This is a genomic window from Micromonospora sp. NPDC005686 (genome assembly GCF_042871665.1).
In the GTDB taxonomy this organism is placed as follows: Bacteria; Actinomycetota; Actinomycetes; order Mycobacteriales; family Micromonosporaceae; genus Micromonospora.
The window spans coordinates 311,019-326,420 of the sequence record NZ_JBIAIY010000007.1 but is presented as its reverse complement, the minus strand read 5'-3'; the positions used below and the strand labels follow the sequence as shown (position 1 = coordinate 326,420).

Annotated in this window: 13 protein-coding genes; 7 read left to right on the top strand and 6 right to left on the bottom strand. The window is 73.1% G+C overall.

All coding sequences use genetic code 11. The annotated features are described in order from the left end of the window. The first annotated feature begins 76 nt into the window (after positions 1 to 76). Positions 77 to 916, top strand: coding sequence for a hypothetical protein (locus tag ACFYON_RS18740; RefSeq protein ID WP_354866687.1), 840 nt, complete (start codon positions 77 to 79; stop codon positions 914 to 916). 95 nt (positions 917 to 1,011) lie between these two features. Here the strand turns inward: ACFYON_RS18740 and corA are convergent, their stop codons facing one another. Together corA and ACFYON_RS18730 are read right to left on the bottom strand one after the other, a co-directional pair. After that, positions 1,012 to 2,160 carry a magnesium/cobalt transporter CorA gene (gene corA, locus ACFYON_RS18735; protein ID WP_354866685.1) on the bottom strand — a complete coding sequence of 383 codons (1,149 nt, stop codon included), beginning with the start codon at positions 2,158 to 2,160 and terminating at the stop codon, positions 1,012 to 1,014. A gap of 338 nt (positions 2,161 to 2,498) precedes the next feature. Continuing rightward, positions 2,499 to 3,593: a PLP-dependent aminotransferase family protein gene (locus ACFYON_RS18730; protein WP_354866683.1), complete on the bottom strand. Its 1,095-nt coding sequence runs from the start codon at positions 3,591 to 3,593 to the stop codon at positions 2,499 to 2,501. 198 nt (positions 3,594 to 3,791) lie between these two features. On the opposite strand from ACFYON_RS18730, the gene ACFYON_RS18725 reads away from it, so the two are divergent. Together ACFYON_RS18725 and ACFYON_RS18720 are read left to right on the top strand one after the other, a co-directional pair. Beyond that, positions 3,792 to 4,670 (top strand): 3'(2'),5'-bisphosphate nucleotidase CysQ, encoded by an 879-nt coding sequence (locus ACFYON_RS18725; protein WP_354866681.1) that lies wholly within the window; start codon positions 3,792 to 3,794, stop codon positions 4,668 to 4,670. Between the two features lie 100 nt (positions 4,671 to 4,770). After that, a complete protein-coding gene (locus ACFYON_RS18720; protein ID WP_354866679.1) occupies positions 4,771 to 6,342 on the top strand; it encodes a hypothetical protein in 1,572 nt (523 codons plus the stop codon). 58 nt (positions 6,343 to 6,400) lie between these two features. On the opposite strand, the gene ACFYON_RS18715 is transcribed toward ACFYON_RS18720, so the two are convergent. The 4 genes from ACFYON_RS18715 to ACFYON_RS18700 are packed head-to-tail and all read right to left on the bottom strand — an operon-like array spanning position 6,401 to position 9,358. Next, positions 6,401 to 7,315 (bottom strand): glycosyltransferase family 2 protein, encoded by a 915-nt coding sequence (locus ACFYON_RS18715; protein WP_354866677.1) that lies wholly within the window; start codon positions 7,313 to 7,315, stop codon positions 6,401 to 6,403. Next, entirely contained in the window at positions 7,312 to 8,313 is a 1,002-nt protein-coding gene (locus ACFYON_RS18710; RefSeq protein WP_354866675.1) for a sulfotransferase, read from the bottom strand. The genes ACFYON_RS18715 and ACFYON_RS18710 overlap by 4 nt, the downstream gene beginning before the upstream one ends. Continuing rightward, on the bottom strand, positions 8,310 to 8,885 hold the full coding sequence (locus ACFYON_RS18705; RefSeq protein ID WP_355014937.1) for a glycosyltransferase: 576 nt from the start codon (positions 8,883 to 8,885) through the stop codon (positions 8,310 to 8,312). Before ACFYON_RS18705 ends, ACFYON_RS18710 begins: the two co-directional genes overlap by 4 nt. Continuing rightward, positions 8,882 to 9,358, bottom strand: coding sequence for a UDP-N-acetylglucosamine--LPS N-acetylglucosamine transferase (locus ACFYON_RS18700; RefSeq protein ID WP_354866671.1), 477 nt, complete (start codon positions 9,356 to 9,358; stop codon positions 8,882 to 8,884). Before ACFYON_RS18700 ends, ACFYON_RS18705 begins: the two co-directional genes overlap by 4 nt. 501 nt (positions 9,359 to 9,859) lie before the next feature. On the opposite strand from ACFYON_RS18700, the gene ACFYON_RS18695 reads away from it, so the two are divergent. From ACFYON_RS18695 to ACFYON_RS18680, 4 genes are read left to right on the top strand one after another with little or no spacing between them, the layout of a single operon-like run. Next, complete coding sequence (locus ACFYON_RS18695) at positions 9,860 to 11,710, top strand: Wzz/FepE/Etk N-terminal domain-containing protein (protein ID WP_354866669.1); 1,851 nt, start codon at positions 9,860 to 9,862, stop codon at positions 11,708 to 11,710. Next, positions 11,707 to 12,714, top strand: a complete 1,008-nt coding sequence (locus ACFYON_RS18690) for a DUF3048 domain-containing protein (protein WP_354866667.1) — start codon at positions 11,707 to 11,709, stop codon at positions 12,712 to 12,714. Before ACFYON_RS18695 ends, ACFYON_RS18690 begins: the two co-directional genes overlap by 4 nt. After that, on the top strand, positions 12,711 to 14,195 hold the full coding sequence (locus ACFYON_RS18685) for an O-antigen ligase family protein (protein WP_354866665.1): 1,485 nt from the start codon (positions 12,711 to 12,713) through the stop codon (positions 14,193 to 14,195). The genes ACFYON_RS18690 and ACFYON_RS18685 overlap by 4 nt, the downstream gene beginning before the upstream one ends. Further along, positions 14,195 to 15,400 carry a hypothetical protein gene (locus ACFYON_RS18680; protein WP_354866664.1) on the top strand — a complete coding sequence of 402 codons (1,206 nt, stop codon included), beginning with the start codon at positions 14,195 to 14,197 and terminating at the stop codon, positions 15,398 to 15,400. Before ACFYON_RS18685 ends, ACFYON_RS18680 begins: the two co-directional genes overlap by 1 nt. The last annotated feature ends 2 nt before the right edge of the window (positions 15,401 to 15,402 follow it).

Genomic DNA, 15,402 nt, shown 5'->3' with positions numbered 1-15,402 from the left:
CTCACTCGTAGTTCAGTTCCTTGCGGATCCTCCCATGTGCCCGATCTGGCCATGCGGAGGCATTCGAAGGTGGAGGATGACGAAGGAACAACTCCCAGGAGGTGGGACCGTGTTTGGAATCGGGCGGCGAAAGACCCAGGGCCAGCTCGCCAAGGTCGAGTTGAACCAGGGCATCGGTCACCTGCGGCAGGCCGCGACGCACGCGGCGAAGGGCGCCGGCGCCACTGTCGGCCCGCGGGTCCAGGCAGCCCGGGTCGCCGTCGCGCCGACCGCGGTCATCGTGCGGGACCGGGCGTCCAGCGGCTTCGCGTCGACCGCCGCGGCGCTCGCGCCGGTGATGCTGGCCGTGCGCAACGCCCGGGTCGAGGCCGCCGGCAAGGCGTCGAGCGGCCGCAAGGTGATGGCCGCGAAGCAGACCGCGGTGACGAAGAAGGCGAAGAACATGAAGGCCGGAAAGAAGAAGCAGCGCAGGTCGCGGGGCATGACCGCAGGCCTGTTGGTGGCGGGCACCGTCGCCGGCCTGGCCGGTGCGATGGCCCTGCGCCGCCGTCGTGAGCAGCAGGAGTGGGCCGAGTACGACCCGACCGGCACGCTCAACTCGGCCGACACGCTCGGCGCGAGCGGTCGGGACAAGCTGGAGCCGATGCGGGAGGACGTGGACACGATCGTGGTGGAGACCCCGGACGCGAGCGCGAAGGTGACGCAGGCCGGCCCGACCGGCGCCGGTTCCTCGGCGGTGGCCAATGGCAGCAGCGCGTCGACCGCCACCTCCGGCAGCCAGCCGGTGATCCACCCCAACGACCAGGTCCCCTCCGTCGCCGAGGGTGCCCGGGACGTCACCGGTCGCCCGGCCGACGACATCACCAAGGCCGTGCAGGCCGGCAAGAACGCCGCGAAGGCCAGCGGTCGCCGCTGACCTCGTACCGTCGGATCAGCGCCGGCACGCGGGACACCCCGCGTGGCCGGCGCTTCCGCGTGTACGGGGAACCGGCCCGGCGGGGGTGACGTCGGTTACAGCCAGCCGTTGCGCCGGAACAGACGGTAGAGAGTGAAGGACGCCGCGAGCATCATCGCCCAGACGCCCGGATAGCCGTACGTCCATTTCAACTCGGGCATGTTGTCGAAGTTCATGCCGTAGATGCCGGCGATCGCCGTCCACACCGCACCGATCGCGGCCCAGGCGGCGATCTTGCGCATGTCGTTGTTCTGGTCGACGGTGACCTGGGCCAACCGGGCCTGCAGGATCGAGTTGAGCAGGTCGTCGTAGGAGTTCACCTGCTCGACCGTGCGGCTGAGATGGTCCTGCACGTCCCGGAAGTAGCGCCGCACCTCCTGCGGCACCGCGCGGTTGACCTGCGAGGTCAGCGTCATCAGCGGGCGCTGCAACGGCACCACCGCCCGCTTGAACTCGACCAGCTCCCGCTTCATCTGGTAGATCCGCTGGATCCGGCCGCTGCTCTGCCGGTCGAAGACGTCCGCCTCCAGCACGTCGAGGTCGTCCTCCAGCCGGTCGGCCACCTCCAGGTAGAGGTCCACCACACGGTCGGTGATCGCGTACGCGACCGCCCACGGGCCGTGCTCCAGCAGGTCCCGCTTCTCCTCCAGGTCGGCGCGGACCGGCGCCAGCCGGCAGGCGTCACCGTGGCGCACGCTGATCACGAAGTGCGGCCCGATGAAGAGCATCACCTGGCCGGTCTCCACCACCTCGGAGTTCTCGGTCAGCTCGGCGTGCTCGCAGTAGCGGGCGGTGCGCAGCACCAGGAAGACGATCTCACCGAAGCGTTCCAGCTTCGGCCGCTGCTGGGCCTTGACCGCGTCCTCCACGGCCAGTTCGTGCAGGCCGAAGGTGACGGCGATCTCGGTCATCTCGGTCAGGTCCGGCTCGTGCAGGCCGAGCCAGACGAAGCCGTCCCGCTCCTGCCGGGCGGCGGCCAGCGCCTCGGCGTAGTGAGGGCGGCCGGGACGGCGCTCGCCGTCGACGTACAGCCCGCAGTCGACGATCCCGCTGCGCTCCGGTCCGGCCGGCTGGGCCGTACGCGGGGAGCCGTCCGCGTTGAGGATGCGGGACATCGCGCGTACCGGGGCCGACCAGGCGCGGGGGCGCAGCGCCCGGTTGCTTTCGGCGCCGGCGGTGCGGTCGCGTGCCACCCGGTCCGTCATCTCTCGCCCCCTTCCCCTAGAGCTGCGGCTTGCAGGTTACGCCGACCGGCGGGAAGCGCAGTGCGGGCGCGGGACGGGCGGTTGCGACGGACGTCACGCGGCGGCGGCGCCGGGCGGGCCGGGCCGCGTCAGGGGGGTGAGGGGCGACACGGCCCACCCGGCACCCCTTGGGGGGCGGGAGTGATGCTGGGCGTACCGCCGGCCCGGCCGGTCGGGCCGGTGTACGGGCCGGTCACCGGCGAAAGGTGAATGGCACTCGCAGCATTGTGGGGTGTCGGCCGGTCCGGCGGGAGAGCCGGACCGGACCGCGAGCCGTTTTGTCAGAAACCCGACAGAAATCAGCCGCGCACGGCGGCCATCGCCTCGGCGAGACGCCGCACACCCTCGTCGATCCGGTCCGCAGTCACCGCCGAGTACGCCAGCCGCAGCGCGTGCCGACCGCCGTCGATCATGAAGTCGCTGCCCTTCACCACCGCCACGCCGCGCTCGGCCGCGGCCGGCGCGAGCCGGTCGACGTCGACGTCCTCCGGCAGCTCCACCCAGAGGAAGTAGCCGCCGTCCGGCTCCACGAACCGGGCCTCCGGAATGTGCCGGCGCAGCGACTCGGCCAGCACCGCCGACCGCTCCCCGAGCGCCGAGCGGACCGTCCGGATCGACTGCTCGATGGCGCCGGAGACGCAGAACTGGTGCACGATCGCCTGCGCCACCATGCCGGGCGAGATGTAGAGGTTGGTGGCCCGCTTGGCGATCGCCGCGATCAGCTCGGCCGGACCCACCAGGTAGCCGACCCGCACGCCCGGGCAGACCGTCTTGGTGAAGCTGGAGGCGTGCACCACCACGCCGCGCGTGTCCATCGACAGCATCGAGGGCAGCGGCTCGCCCCGGAACCGGATGTCCGCGTACGGGTCGTCCTCGAAGATCGTGAAGTCGTACTCGGCGGCGAGATCCAGCAGCTCACGACGCTTCTCCAGGGAGAGGGTCACGCCGGCCGGATTCTGGTAGTTGGGGATCACGTGCGCCAGCCGCGGGCGTACCCCGGACTCCAGCAGCTTGCGCAGCTCGGCGGTGTCCAGGCCGTCCGGCTGGATCGTCACGCCGTGCACCTCGCCGCCCATCTGCTTGAGGTTGAGCAGCGTGCGGTCGTACGTCGGGCGCTCGACCACCACCGCGTCGCCCCGGCGGACCAGGTGGTCGAAGAGGAACGCGTCGGCCTGCAACGAGCCGTTGGTGATCAGCACCTGGTCGGCCTCGACACCGTGCTTCTCGGCGATCCACTTCCGCAACGGCGGGTAGCCGACGGAGGTGCCGTACGCGGTGACCCCGGCGGGGTCGGCGTCGAAGGCGCGGACGGCGGCGGCCTTGAGCCCTTCGACATCGACGATGTCCAGCGAAGGCGCGCCACGGGCGAACGAGATCAGCTGCTCGGCGGTCATGCGCAGAGCCTAGGGCCTGGCTCGGCGGGTCCGACCGCGATACACGCGAAGTTCAACATGCGGGCGGCCGGCCGGGTCACCGGTGCGTCCGGGGGATCCGAGAACACCTCGCGCCTGTCTACGATCCGACGGACGCTGGCGCCGGTCCGACCGGACGCCGAAGGATGACGGGTCACGGCAGACCCGGGAGAACAAGGGATGGGGCTCGTGACCGAGGACGAGGCGGGACGGCTCGACGACCAGCGGTTCGCGCAGTGGCTGGCGGTCGAGGCCGGCGCGGTGCTCACCGCGCTGCGGGACCGGCAGGGCTTCGCCGACCCGAAGGCGCTCAAGGACGCCGGCGACCGCGCGTCGCACGAGCTGATGACGGCGGCGCTGGCCCGGCTGCGGCCGGCCGACGCGGTGCTCTCCGAGGAGGAGGCCGACGCGCGCCGCGCGTGGGCGGACGGCGAGCGCGCGCCCCGGCACGAGGCGGACCGGGTCTGGATCATCGACCCGCTGGACGGCACGCGCGAGTTCTCCGAGGCCGGACGCGACGACTGGGCGGTGCACGTGGCGCTCTGGCAGCGCTCCGCCGCCCCCGACGGCGCGCTGATCGCCGGTGCGGTGGGCATGCCGGCCCGGACCACAGGGGACGGTGCGCAGCTCGTGCTCGGCACCGACTGCCCGCAGCCGAAGCCGTCCGACGGGCCGATCCGGATCGCGGTGAGCCGCAGCCGCCCGCCGGCGTTCGTCGGCGAGCTGGTCGAGATGCTCGGCGCCACCGCCGTGCCGATGGGTTCGGCCGGTGTGAAGGTCTGCGCGGTGGTGACCGGCGAGGTCGACGCGTACGTCCACGCGGGCGGTCAGTACGAGTGGGACAGTGCCGCCCCGGTCGCCGTGGCGCTCGGTGCGGGCATGCACGCGTCCCGGATCGACGGTTCGCCGCTTCGCTACAACCGCGCCGACCCGCGCCTGCCCGATCTGCTGGTCTGCCGGCCCGAACTGGCCGATCAGTTGCTCGACGCGATCGCCCGGACCGGGGTCGAGATGCCCGCTTCGACCGTCACCGGCAGGCAGGGTGAAGCGTTCGGCTGAGTGTCACGGTACTAACGGCCGGGTGGATGAGGGTTATCGTCGGGCAGGGATGCATGACGATCTGAGCCCCGACACGGGCCGCCGACAGCCAGGGAGGGTCATGCCGGTCGACCGAGAGCCGCACAATGCCTTCGGGCAGCCGACCGGCCTGTGGCCGGGTCAGGACATTCCGCGCCAGGGGGGCGACCCTTCGCTGCCCTGGCCGGAAGCCGAGAGCACGCCGCCACCGCCGGCCCGCTTCGACGGTGACCTGCCCTGGCCCGAGCGGGACCGGCCCGACGCCGGTCACCACGGCGGGCCGGGGCACGACCCGGCGAGCTGGGAGCCCGTGCCCGCCACGGCGAACGGCTGGGCGCCGCAGCGTGAAGCGCACCACGACGCCTGGGCGGCGCAGGCCGGGCCGGCGCCGGACGGCTACGCCGGCTGGGCGCCGCACGACGAGCCCGGCCGGGTCGGCCCGGCCGGCGAGGCAGGCTGGGCCGCGGGCACCGCGGCGACCGCCACCCTGACCGGACCGCCCCCGGTGGACGTTCCGCACGGACCGGCCGCCGATGGGCCGGGCCAGCCGCCCGCACCGCCGCTCGCCCCGGCTCTTCCGCCATCATCCGGCGGCTCCCGGCGGCGCTGGCGCGTCGCCCTGGCGGCGGCCCTGGCGCTGGCCGTGGCCGGCAGCGGGGTCGCGGTGGCCGCGCTGCGGCCCGACGCCGCGAACCCGCAGGCCGGCGAGGCGCCGGGCGCGGTCGGGGCGGCGAGCTCGATGGGCCCGGGCACGCCCGGCGCGCCGAGTGCCTCCCCCGGCGCCGACCAGGGTCTCGGCGGTAAGCCCTCGGCTCGCCCGTCGGCCTCCGCGAACGCCGGGCCGGGCTTTGCCGGTACGCGACTGACGCTGCCCGGCGCCTCGATCGGCGTGCAGAACGGGGAGACTTTCGGCCAGGCGCTGGCCCGGTCCGACCGGACCTTCGGCAAGCTGCGGATGGCCCGGATCTTCTTCCCCGGCCTGCCGCCGGCCTGGTCCGGCAGCCGCGCCGACGTGGTGGACCGGACCGTGGTGGTGTCGTTCAAGGCGTCGCCGCAGGAGGTCAACACCGGCAAGTTCGACTCCCGCCTGACCTCCTGGTTCGCCTCGATTCCGCGCGAGCACAACGTCTACTGGTCGTACTTCCACGAGCCGGAGGACGACGTCGAGCGCGGCGCGTTCAGCACGGCGGCGTACCGGACGGCGTGGAAGCGGATCGCCGGCCTGGCCGACCGGACGGGCAACCCCAAGCTGATCAACACGCTGATCCTGATGTGCTGGACGCTCGACCCGAAGTCCGGGCGCAGCTTCGACGCGTTCTACCCGGGCGGCGACGTGATCGAGGCGCTCGGCTGGGACTGCTACAACTGGGGCAAGAAGTGGAAGCGGTACGCCCCGCCGCAGGAGATCTACGGCGCGATGATCAGCAAGTCCAAGGCGCTCGGCAAGCCGTGGGGCGTCGCCGAGACCGGCAGCGACCTGGTCCCGGGTGACGCGGGCGCCGGCCGGGCGGCCTGGATCCGGTCGATGACCGGCTTCCTCAACGGCCAGCGGCCGGAGTTCGTGGCGTACTACAACCAGACCGTCAGCCAGGGCGACTTCCGGCTGCTCGACCAGCCGAGCATCCAGGCGTGGAAGTCCTTCTGCACGGCCTGACCACGGCGGAACGACGACGGGCGGGCGACCGAGGTCGCCCGCCCGTTTCGCGTACGGCTCAGATGCCCCGGCCGCGCTTGTGCAGGGTGCGCAGCACCCGGTCGGCCTGTACCGCCCGGCTCGCCACGGCCAGCGCCAGATAGGCGCGCGGCTCCTTCGGGTTACGGGCCAGCGTGCGCCGGGCCCAGCGGACCGCGTCCCGCCGGTTGCCCATTGCGGCCTGCGCGAAGGCGATCTGACCGGCCACCCGCGCCTCGCCGTGCGGCACCGTGGCGAACTCCGGGTAGCGGCGCAGCAGCCACTGCAACGCGGTCGAGATGGTCTCCCAGCGCTGCGCGAAGTAGGACCGCTTGTGCCAGCGGACCAGCACGTACGGGCTCTCCACGTTCACCAGCGGGGCGTAACGGGCGGCGCGGAGCAGGAACTCGTAGTCCTCCGCGTAGCTGCCCGGGATCTGCTCGTCGACCAGGCCGATCGCGTCGAGCAGCGCGGCCCGGCGGATCAGGAACGTGGACGGGTGCAGCTCGGTGAGCCGGTCACGCAGCAGCGCCTCCAGCGAGATCCGGGCGCGGTCCAGTGAACGGTCCACCGTACGGTCGTCGTAGCTGACCCGGATGCCGCAGCTCACCAGCGCGCCGTCCGGGTGCGTGTCGAGCGCACCGAACTGGGCGGCCAGCTTGCCGGGCAGCCACTCGTCGTCGTCGTCGCAGAACGCCACCCAGTCGCCGACGGACGCCTCGATGCCGGTGTTGCGCGCGCCGGCCAGCCCGGCGGTACGGGTATTCGTGATCACCCGGACCCGCCGGTCCCCCCGGTCGCTCTCCAGCGACCGGTCCGGCTCGGACTGGTCGTAGACCACGATCGCCTCGATCAGGCCCGGGTGCGCCTGGCTGAGGATCGCCTCGAGCGCCGCACGCAGCAGCTCCGGACGGTCCCGCGTCGGTACGACGACCGAGATACTCGGCCCACTCATGCTCTCTCCACGGACTCGTCGGGTCCCCGCTGGCCCAGATAGCCGTAGCGGACCCGCAGGGGAAGCGTGGCCAGGCTGACCACGGCACGGCTGCGGCGCGGCAGGCGGTCCCGCCACGCCTCGTCCCGGCGCACCGTCAACGGCCCGCCGCTGAACCGCAGCGGGTTGCCGGCGACGCTGTGCGCGCGGAACGGCGCGGCCGGCTCGGACGCCACGCCGGTCCCGTCGGCCCCGGACAGGATGCGCAGCGCCGCCGGGTCGTCCGGCAGGCCGGCGAAGTCCCGCACCCCGCGTACGGTGCCGGCCGGGTCGGCGGTGAAGTCCTCGTACCGCAGCCGCAGCACCTTCGCCCGGGAGGCGAGCAGGTGGAACGCGGCGTTCTGCGCGGTCCACAGCTTGCTCACCTCGAACGGCGAGAAGGTCGGCATGAAGTCCTCGCCGTCGACCACCTCGGGGCGGCGCACCTGCTTGCCCCACGAGTACGCCACCGCCCGGCTGTCCCGGACCAGGTGCAGCACCCGCAGGTCGAGCCCTTCGGCCCAGCGCAACGCGAAGGCGAGCGAGGCGTGCTTGCTGGAGTCGACCACCACCCGCGCGCCGGTCGCCGAGAGCGCGGCCCGGTAGATCCGGGTGTACAGGTCGGCGTAGCGGCGCACGTCGGCCAGTTGGTCCGGCGGGAGCGCGTCCTTCGCCAGCCGGGGGATGTGCCGGGTCCGGTCGACCCGGTCCTTGAGGGCCAGCACGTCGTCCCGGTCGACAGCGGCCCAGCCGCCGAACGCCTGATCGCCCACCTGCCGCCAGAACGGGCAGGCGGTGAACCGCTCACCGCAACCGCACCGCTCGTCGGCGCCGAGCGCCCGCTCCCACAGGTGCACCACCTCGCCGACGGCACACACGTCGGCGCTCTGCGCCAGCAGCAGTTCCAGCAACGTCGACCCGCTGCGACCGAGACCGCCGACGAACAGGACCCGCGGCGGCGCCGGATCCGGGGCGCTCATCCGCGACGCCCGAGTGCTCGCTGTCGTACCCGGCGGGCCACCAGCTCGTCGATCACCGCGCCGACCCGGGCGACCGCCTCGGCGCGCGGGTCCGGACGGTTCGGGTCGGCGGCCAGCACGAACCGGCTCGGGTCGGCCAGCCCTTCGTCCAGCGCGGCGACCAGCTCGGCCTCGGACTCGCACAGCCGCACCATGCCCGCCGCGCCCAGCCGGCGGGAGAACATCTGCTGGTGGTTGTCGACGTGCTCGTCGTGCGTCGGGTCGCGGGGCACCACGATCGGCAGGTGGCCGTTGCGGCGGGCCTCGGTGATGGTGGCCGGGCCGCCGTGGCTGACCACGAGCGTCGACTCCGCCATCGCCCGCTGGAGTTCGTCGTGACCGAGGAACGGGGTGGCCTCGGGCAGGGCCGGGGTGCGGCTGTGCCCGTACTGGAGGACCAGCCGGACCTCGGGCCGGTTCGCGTGCCAGCGTTCCAGCCAGCCCACCAGCCGGTCGAAGCGGTGCACGTCGGTGCCGACCACGACGAGCACGTACGGCGCCGCGGAGCGCCGGTCCCGCTGCCGGGGGATCACAGGAGGTTCCCCACGACGGTCGCCTCCGGGTACATCCGGCGCTGCTCGTCCCACTGCACGAGCATCGCGGAGAGGAAGGGGCGGCAGAGCCGGGCGGTGAGCGTCGCGCTGTCGATCCGGTCGTACACCTCGATGTAGACCGTGGGGATCCTGCGCATCCGGGCCGCCACCACGAACGGCAGGGCGACCCCGGCGCCGGTGGTGACCACCGCGTCGACCTGACGACGGCGGATCACCTTGAGCGCGAGGAACGCGTTGCGTACCAGGTTCTTGACGTTGCGGGTGGTGGGGTGGTGCGCCCAGACCACGTCCTCACCGGCGAGCAGCGAGCGGGCGTCGGGGGTGTCGAACGTTACCCATGCGCGGCGCCGCTCCCGGTACCACGGTTCCAGGGCCAGGAGCTGGGCCAGGTGCCCGCCACTGGAACCCACCAGCAGGACCTGCCCCGAGTCCTCGGTTGACCCGCTCACCACAGACTTCCTCCCCGTACGCGGACGACCGCGTCCGGAATTTTGTGAATGCCCCTCGGACGCGTCCTGACAACCTACTGGCGCGGCCCTGGGCAACTGAAGGGGCCGTTGGACGGATACTGATGCGCCGGTCGGCTCACTCCTCGATTCCCGTCACTGGGACGTGCACCGACGGACCATCGACCAGGTCAGTCCGGTTCGCCCGGGACGCCGGGCCGGGCCACCGGAAGAAAGCGAGATGTGTCAGGATTCCGTCACCGCTCCGCACGAGGGCCGTCGGTGACGCCGGCTTGTCCGGGGGCAGGTCGGGCCCGACACCGGGAAACCCGCCAAATGGTCAGCGCCGATCGACCATTTCTACGCGGGCTGCCCACACCCGGGCAGGCTTACCGGAACGTGAGCAGACTTTCCCTCGTCGTTCGGATCGGGGACACTCAAGGCCACGGTCAGGTCCAGCTGTGCCGTGGACTGCCCGGCTCGGTCGAAAGGGAGCGACAGACTCTGATGCCCTCACCCCATTTGGCCGAGAGCGACGCTGACGGTCTTGCCCTGATGGCCTACCTGGGCTGGCTGCGCCGCCGCTGGTGGATCCTGCTGCTCGCCGCGGCCCTCGGCCTTGGTGGTGGGCTGGCGCTGAGCCAGATTCAGGAAGCGCGCTACACCTCGACCACCTCGCTGCTGGTGCGCCCGCTCGGCGCGGGGGCGGAGAGCAACCCCAACGCCAAGGTCAACCTCGACACCGAGGCCCAGGTGGTCCGCTCGCTCGTGGTGGCCGAACGGGCCAAGGCGCTGATGAAGGTCGACACCGGGGCCGACGTGCTCGTCAAGTCGGTGACCGTCAAGGTGCCGCCGAACAGCCAGATCCTCCAGGTGGTGTACGAGGCGAACAGCCCCGAGGGCGCCCAGTCCGGCTCGCACGCGTTCGCCCAGGCGTATCTGGACCTGCGCAAGGCCACCGCGCAGAAGGCGCTGGAGAACGAGACGAACGCGCTCAAGCAGCAGATCGCCGAGCTGAACAAGCAGCTCAGCGGCATCGCAGGGCGGATCGCGGCGGCGCCGTCCAACTCGCCGGAGCGGGAGCGGGCCGAGGCCGAGCGGAGCGTCGTGACCAACCAGATCACCGGCCTGAACAACCGGCTCAGCCCGCTGGTCTCGGCCGGCTCCGACCCGGGCGAGATCATTTCCGACGCCCGGCTGCCCGACTCGCCCAGCTCGCCGAACCGCACGCTCAACCTCGCCAGCGGCATGGGCGCGGGTCTGCTGCTCGGCATCGTGCTGGCACTGGTGCTGGACCGGCTGGACACCCGGATCCGGCGCGGCCGCGACATCTCCGACCGGGTCGGCCTGCCGCTGCTCGTGGAGCTGCCGTCGCGGACGCCCTCGCTCGCCGTCCTGCCGCCCACCCACCGGGTCTCCCGCGAGCTGGGCCGGCTGCGCAACGTGCTGCTGTCCGCCGTGCCCGAACCGGCGCAGGGCGGACGCGGCCGCCAACTGCTGCTCTGCGGCGCCTCGGCCGGCACCGCCGCCGGGTTCGTCGCCGCCAACCTCGCCGCCGCGTACGCCCGCACCGGCCAGCAGGTCGCGCTGATCACCACCAAGCCCGACTCGATGTTGGGCACCATCACCGGCGTGGCCGAGGGGCGGCACAACCTGGCCTCGGTGCTCCGCCGCGACGTCCCCCCGCTCAAGGCGCTGGCGCCGGTGCCGGGGCTGGGCCAGCTCCGCGTGCTGGTGCCGGGCGACCTGGACGCGGAGGTCGAGCTGCCGGTCGCCGGGCTGCTGGAGATCATGCACGAGCTGTCCGCGCGCTTCGACCACGTGATCATCGAGACCGCGCAGCCCACGTACGCCGTGGAGGCCCAGGCCCTGGGCCGGTACGTCGACGCGGTGATCATGGTGGCCGAGGCGGGCAAGACCCGCAGCGGCGAGATCACCGCCGCCCTGCAGCAGTTCGAGCAGGTGAACGCGCCGGTGATCGGCGCCGTGCTGGCCCCGCGCCTGCCCGCACCGACGGGCGGCACCGCCCGGCCGGCGGCCGGGAGCACGCCGAGCGGATCGAGCACGCCGAGCGCGCCGGCGACCCCGGCCAACCGGCCCAAGCCCCGGCCGAGCCCCGGCCCGTCCGCCGAGTCGACGATGGTCCTGCCGCGCATGCAGTCCTCCCGCCCCGCCCCGGCGAAGCCGGCTCCTGGCAAGGCCACCCCGCCGCCCGCCCCGCCGACCCCGCCCGCACCGGGCAGCCAGGGCCGGCCGGGTAAGCCGGCACCGCTGAACGGCACCGGCGGCACGTACCGCTCCCGGGGTGACGGCGACGGTCGCAGCTACGCCCTCGACTCCGGCGAGGACCTGGGGTGAACCGGCGGCAGATGCTCCGCGCCGCCCTCGCCCCGGCCGTCGTCCTCGGCGTCGGCACGGGGTGCAGCGAGCCCGAGCCCAAGCCGGGCAAGATCCAGGTGGTGGACCCGGGCGACGTCACCGCCTCGCCCTCGGCGGCCAGTGCCTCGCCGAGCCTGCCGGCCGGCCCGCTGACCGGTGCGCCGGTGAGCACGCCGGCCGCGGCGACCCGCCAGGCGGTCGCGGTGCCGCTGCGGGTGAGCCCCGCCACCACCCCGGCCGGCCTGGAGGCCGCCGACCTGGTGTACGCCGAGTTCGCCGAGTCCGACACGCTGCACCTGACCGCCGTGTTCCACTCCAGGGACGCCGCCAAGATCGGCCCGGTCACCGAGATCCGGCCGGTCGACATCCGGTCGCTCGCGGTGCTGCGCCCGTTCGTCGGGTACGACGGCGGTCCCACCGGCTTCCTCACCCAGTTCGAGAACTCCGACCTCGACGGCGTCACTCCCGACGACGACAGCAAGGTCTTCTCCGGCGACTACACGTCGACCGCCGCGCTGCTGAAGGCCGCCCCGAAGGGCGGCCAGCCGCCCACCCCGCCGATCGACCACGCCGGTGAGGGCGATCCGCTCGCCGTCCACGACATCGCGCCGGCCACCGAGCTGACCGTCACCGTCGCCGGTGGCCCGCCGATGGTCTGGCGGTACGACCAGGCGAAGTCCGTCTGGGCCGGCAAGGTCGGCAAGGTCACCGTGACCGCCGCCTCCGTCATCGTGCTGACCATGGAGTACCGCACGCTCGACGTACGCAACCCGTCCCCGCGCTCGCTGCCCTCGGCGAACGTCTTCGGTGAGGGCGCGGTGCTCGCCGTGTCCGGGCCGAACAGCGCGAAGGGCCGGTGGCGCAAGCCCGGCCTGGGCATGGTCTGCACGCTCGCCGACACCGGCGGCGACCTCCTGCGTCCGCAGCCCGGCAACGCGTGGGTGATCTACGCGCCGACCACCGCCAAGGTCTCCGTGAAATGAGCACCGCCACCCCGCCCCGCACCGCGCGCGGGACGGTCCCGGTCGGGGCGGTCTCGCCGCCGGGCGGGAACCGCCTCCGGCCGGTGACGGCACGGCCGGAGAGTTGGTCGTGGCGGCTGCCGACGGCATGGCCGCTGATCTCGCTCTTCCTGCTGTACCCGCTGTGGTGGGTGCTCGGCGTGTCGAGCTTCGTCTTCGTCATCTTCGCGGTGCCGATGGTGGTGCAGATGCGCCGGCGCGGCCCGGTCCGGGTGCCGCCCGGCTTCGGGATCTGGATGATCCTGCTGCTCTGGGTGTTCCTGTCGGTGCTCACGCTCGACCTCACCGCGCCGAACACGCTGTCCCCCGGTGGCAGCGGCAAGTACATCGGCTGGGGCATCCGGCTCGCCAACTACATCGCGATGACCGTGGCCATGCTCTATGTCTACAACCTGCGGCAACGGGAGCTCTCCCAGCGCCGGATGGTCCGGCTGTTCGGGTTCATGGGCGTGGTCGTGGTGCTCGGCGGCTGGATCGGCTCGCTCTTCCCGAACCTCAAGCTGGTCGCGCCGCTGCGCTTCGTCCTGCCCCAGTCGATCGCCGGCCACCCGTACGTCTCCTCGCTGATGGAGATCAAGTTCGCGCAGGTCCAGCAGGTGATCGAGGGGGAGGCCAGTTCGCCCCGCCCGTCCGCGCCGTTCACCTACACGAACTCGTGGGGCGAGAACACCGCGATCCTGCTGATCTGGCTGATCGCCGGCTGGATCGTGCTGGGCAAGCCGCTGCGCCGCACCGCCGGTTTGGCCATCGCCCTGGCGGCGATCTTCCCGATCGTCTACTCGCTGAACCGCGGCCTGTGGATCGGTCTGGGCATCGCCGCCGCCTACGTCGCGCTGCGGCTCGCCCTGCGCGGCCGGATGGTGGTGCTCGGCGGACTCGCCCTCGCGGTCGGGCTGATCGGGGTCCTGATCATCGCCACACCACTCGGCCGCACCTTCGACGAACGCCTCCAGAACGGGCACAGCGACGACATCCGCACCACGTTGTCCCAGGGCGCGGTCACCGCGGCGAACCATTCGCCGATCCTCGGGTACGGCGGCAACCGGGCACTGATCGGCAGCAACCGGTCCATCGCGATCGGCAAGTCAGACGACTGCAAGCAGTGCGGCAACCGGGAGCTGGGCAGCAACGGCCAGTTCTGGGCGCTGCTCGTCGGGCAGGGCTGGGTCGGCGCGATCTGCTACAACGCCTTCTTCATCTACGCCATCTGGCGCTATCGGCGCGACCACAGCGCGATCGGGATCGCCGGCACGCTCGTCCTCATCCTCATGCTGTTCTTCCAGTTCACCTACGGGGTGATGGAAGCGACGCTCGCCTACGCCCTGATCACGGTCGCCCTGCTGGCCCGCAACGACCGGATACGCCGGTCGCTCGCGCCGGCAGCACCGCAGGGCACGATCGCCGGGCTACGGGCCCGACTGGAAAAGACCGGTGACCGCTGATGGTGTTCCGCGTACCCCCGGACGGCGACGGCCGCGCCGCGTACCTCGGTGAACTGGCCGGGCTGATCTGGCCCGCGCCGGCGGAGCCCAGCCTGCGGCGTGGCGGCGCCGGCTGGGTGGTGGTGCCCTCGGCGGCCCGTCCCCGGCTGCTGGTGCCGACCGGCTCGGGCCGGGCGGCGGCGAGCGCCGTCCGGCACTCCACCGAGGCGGTCGGCCGCAAGGCCAAGCTGGTCCGGCAAGGGCTGGCCACCGCGTTCCGGCTCGGGCTGGGCCCGCTCGTGTTCCGCGACCGGTTGGTGGTCGACGGCGGCGGGCTGGACGCCCATCTGGCCGAGGTGCTCGGCGAGCCGGCGCTGGTGAGCCTGCACATCGGGCCGGCGCGGGCGAACCGCAAGCCGGTGCTGCAGCTGCTCGCCCCGGACGGCCGGGCCCTCGGGTACGCCAAGCTCGGCGTCGACCCGCTGACCCGCGCGCTCGTGCACGCGGAGGCCGACGCGCTGCGCCGCCTCGCAGAGGTGCCGCTCGGGCCGGTGGTCCTGGCCGGGGTACGCCATCACGGCGACTGGCACGGCCACGCGCTGCTGGTGCAGGAGGCGCTGCCGGTGCGGCTGCCCCGGGCCACCCCGGCCGCCGCGGAGGCGGCCGAACGCGCCGCCATGGTGGCGGTCGCCGGCTGTCTCGGCGTACGCAAGCAGTCGTGGGCGGGCAGCGGGCACGCGACGCGGCTCACCGCCGCGGTGGACGCGCTCGGCCCGCGGCCGGAGGCCGGCCGGCTGCGCGCGGCGCTGAAGTCGGTCGCGGACGCCGACCCGGTGGTGGCCTTCGGCGCCTGGCACGGGGACTGGAACGGCGGCAACAGCGCGGTGCTCGCGGACGGCCGGGTGCTGGTCTGGGACTGGGAACGGTTCGAGGCGGACGTGCCGGCCGGATACGACGCGCTGCACCTGGCGGTGCAGGGCGCGATGAGCCACGACGGGGTGGAGCCGGTCGAGGCGGCCCGGGCGCTGATCGCCGGCGCCGGGCCCACCCTGGCGCCGTTCGACCAGACCGGTGGGGGCGCCGATCTGGTCACCGTGCTCTACCTGGTGGAGCTGGCGGCGCGCTACCTGCGGGACCGGCAGGCGGAGGCGGGTGCGCGGCTGGGGCACGTCGACACCTGGCTGCTGCCCGCCGTTGAGGAACACCTGGCCCGCCGGGCCCGGTGAGA

Excerpts from the sequence above, each read along its gene's own strand:
- ACFYON_RS18740 (WP_354866687.1), top strand. The coding sequence starts at position 77 with ATGACGAAGGAACAACTCCCAGGAGGTGGGACCGTGTTTGGAATCGGG.
- corA (WP_354866685.1), bottom strand. The coding sequence starts at position 2,160 with ATGACGGACCGGGTGGCACGCGACCGCACCGCCGGCGCCGAAAGCAAC.
- ACFYON_RS18730 (WP_354866683.1), bottom strand. The coding sequence starts at position 3,593 with ATGACCGCCGAGCAGCTGATCTCGTTCGCCCGTGGCGCGCCTTCGCTG.
- ACFYON_RS18725 (WP_354866681.1), top strand. The coding sequence starts at position 3,792 with ATGGGGCTCGTGACCGAGGACGAGGCGGGACGGCTCGACGACCAGCGG.
- ACFYON_RS18720 (WP_354866679.1), top strand. The coding sequence starts at position 4,771 with ATGCCGGTCGACCGAGAGCCGCACAATGCCTTCGGGCAGCCGACCGGC.
- ACFYON_RS18715 (WP_354866677.1), bottom strand. The coding sequence starts at position 7,315 with ATGAGTGGGCCGAGTATCTCGGTCGTCGTACCGACGCGGGACCGTCCG.
- ACFYON_RS18710 (WP_354866675.1), bottom strand. The coding sequence starts at position 8,313 with ATGAGCGCCCCGGATCCGGCGCCGCCGCGGGTCCTGTTCGTCGGCGGT.
- ACFYON_RS18695 (WP_354866669.1), top strand. The coding sequence starts at position 9,860 with ATGCCCTCACCCCATTTGGCCGAGAGCGACGCTGACGGTCTTGCCCTG.
- ACFYON_RS18685 (WP_354866665.1), top strand. The coding sequence starts at position 12,711 with ATGAGCACCGCCACCCCGCCCCGCACCGCGCGCGGGACGGTCCCGGTC.
- ACFYON_RS18680 (WP_354866664.1), top strand. The coding sequence starts at position 14,195 with ATGGTGTTCCGCGTACCCCCGGACGGCGACGGCCGCGCCGCGTACCTC.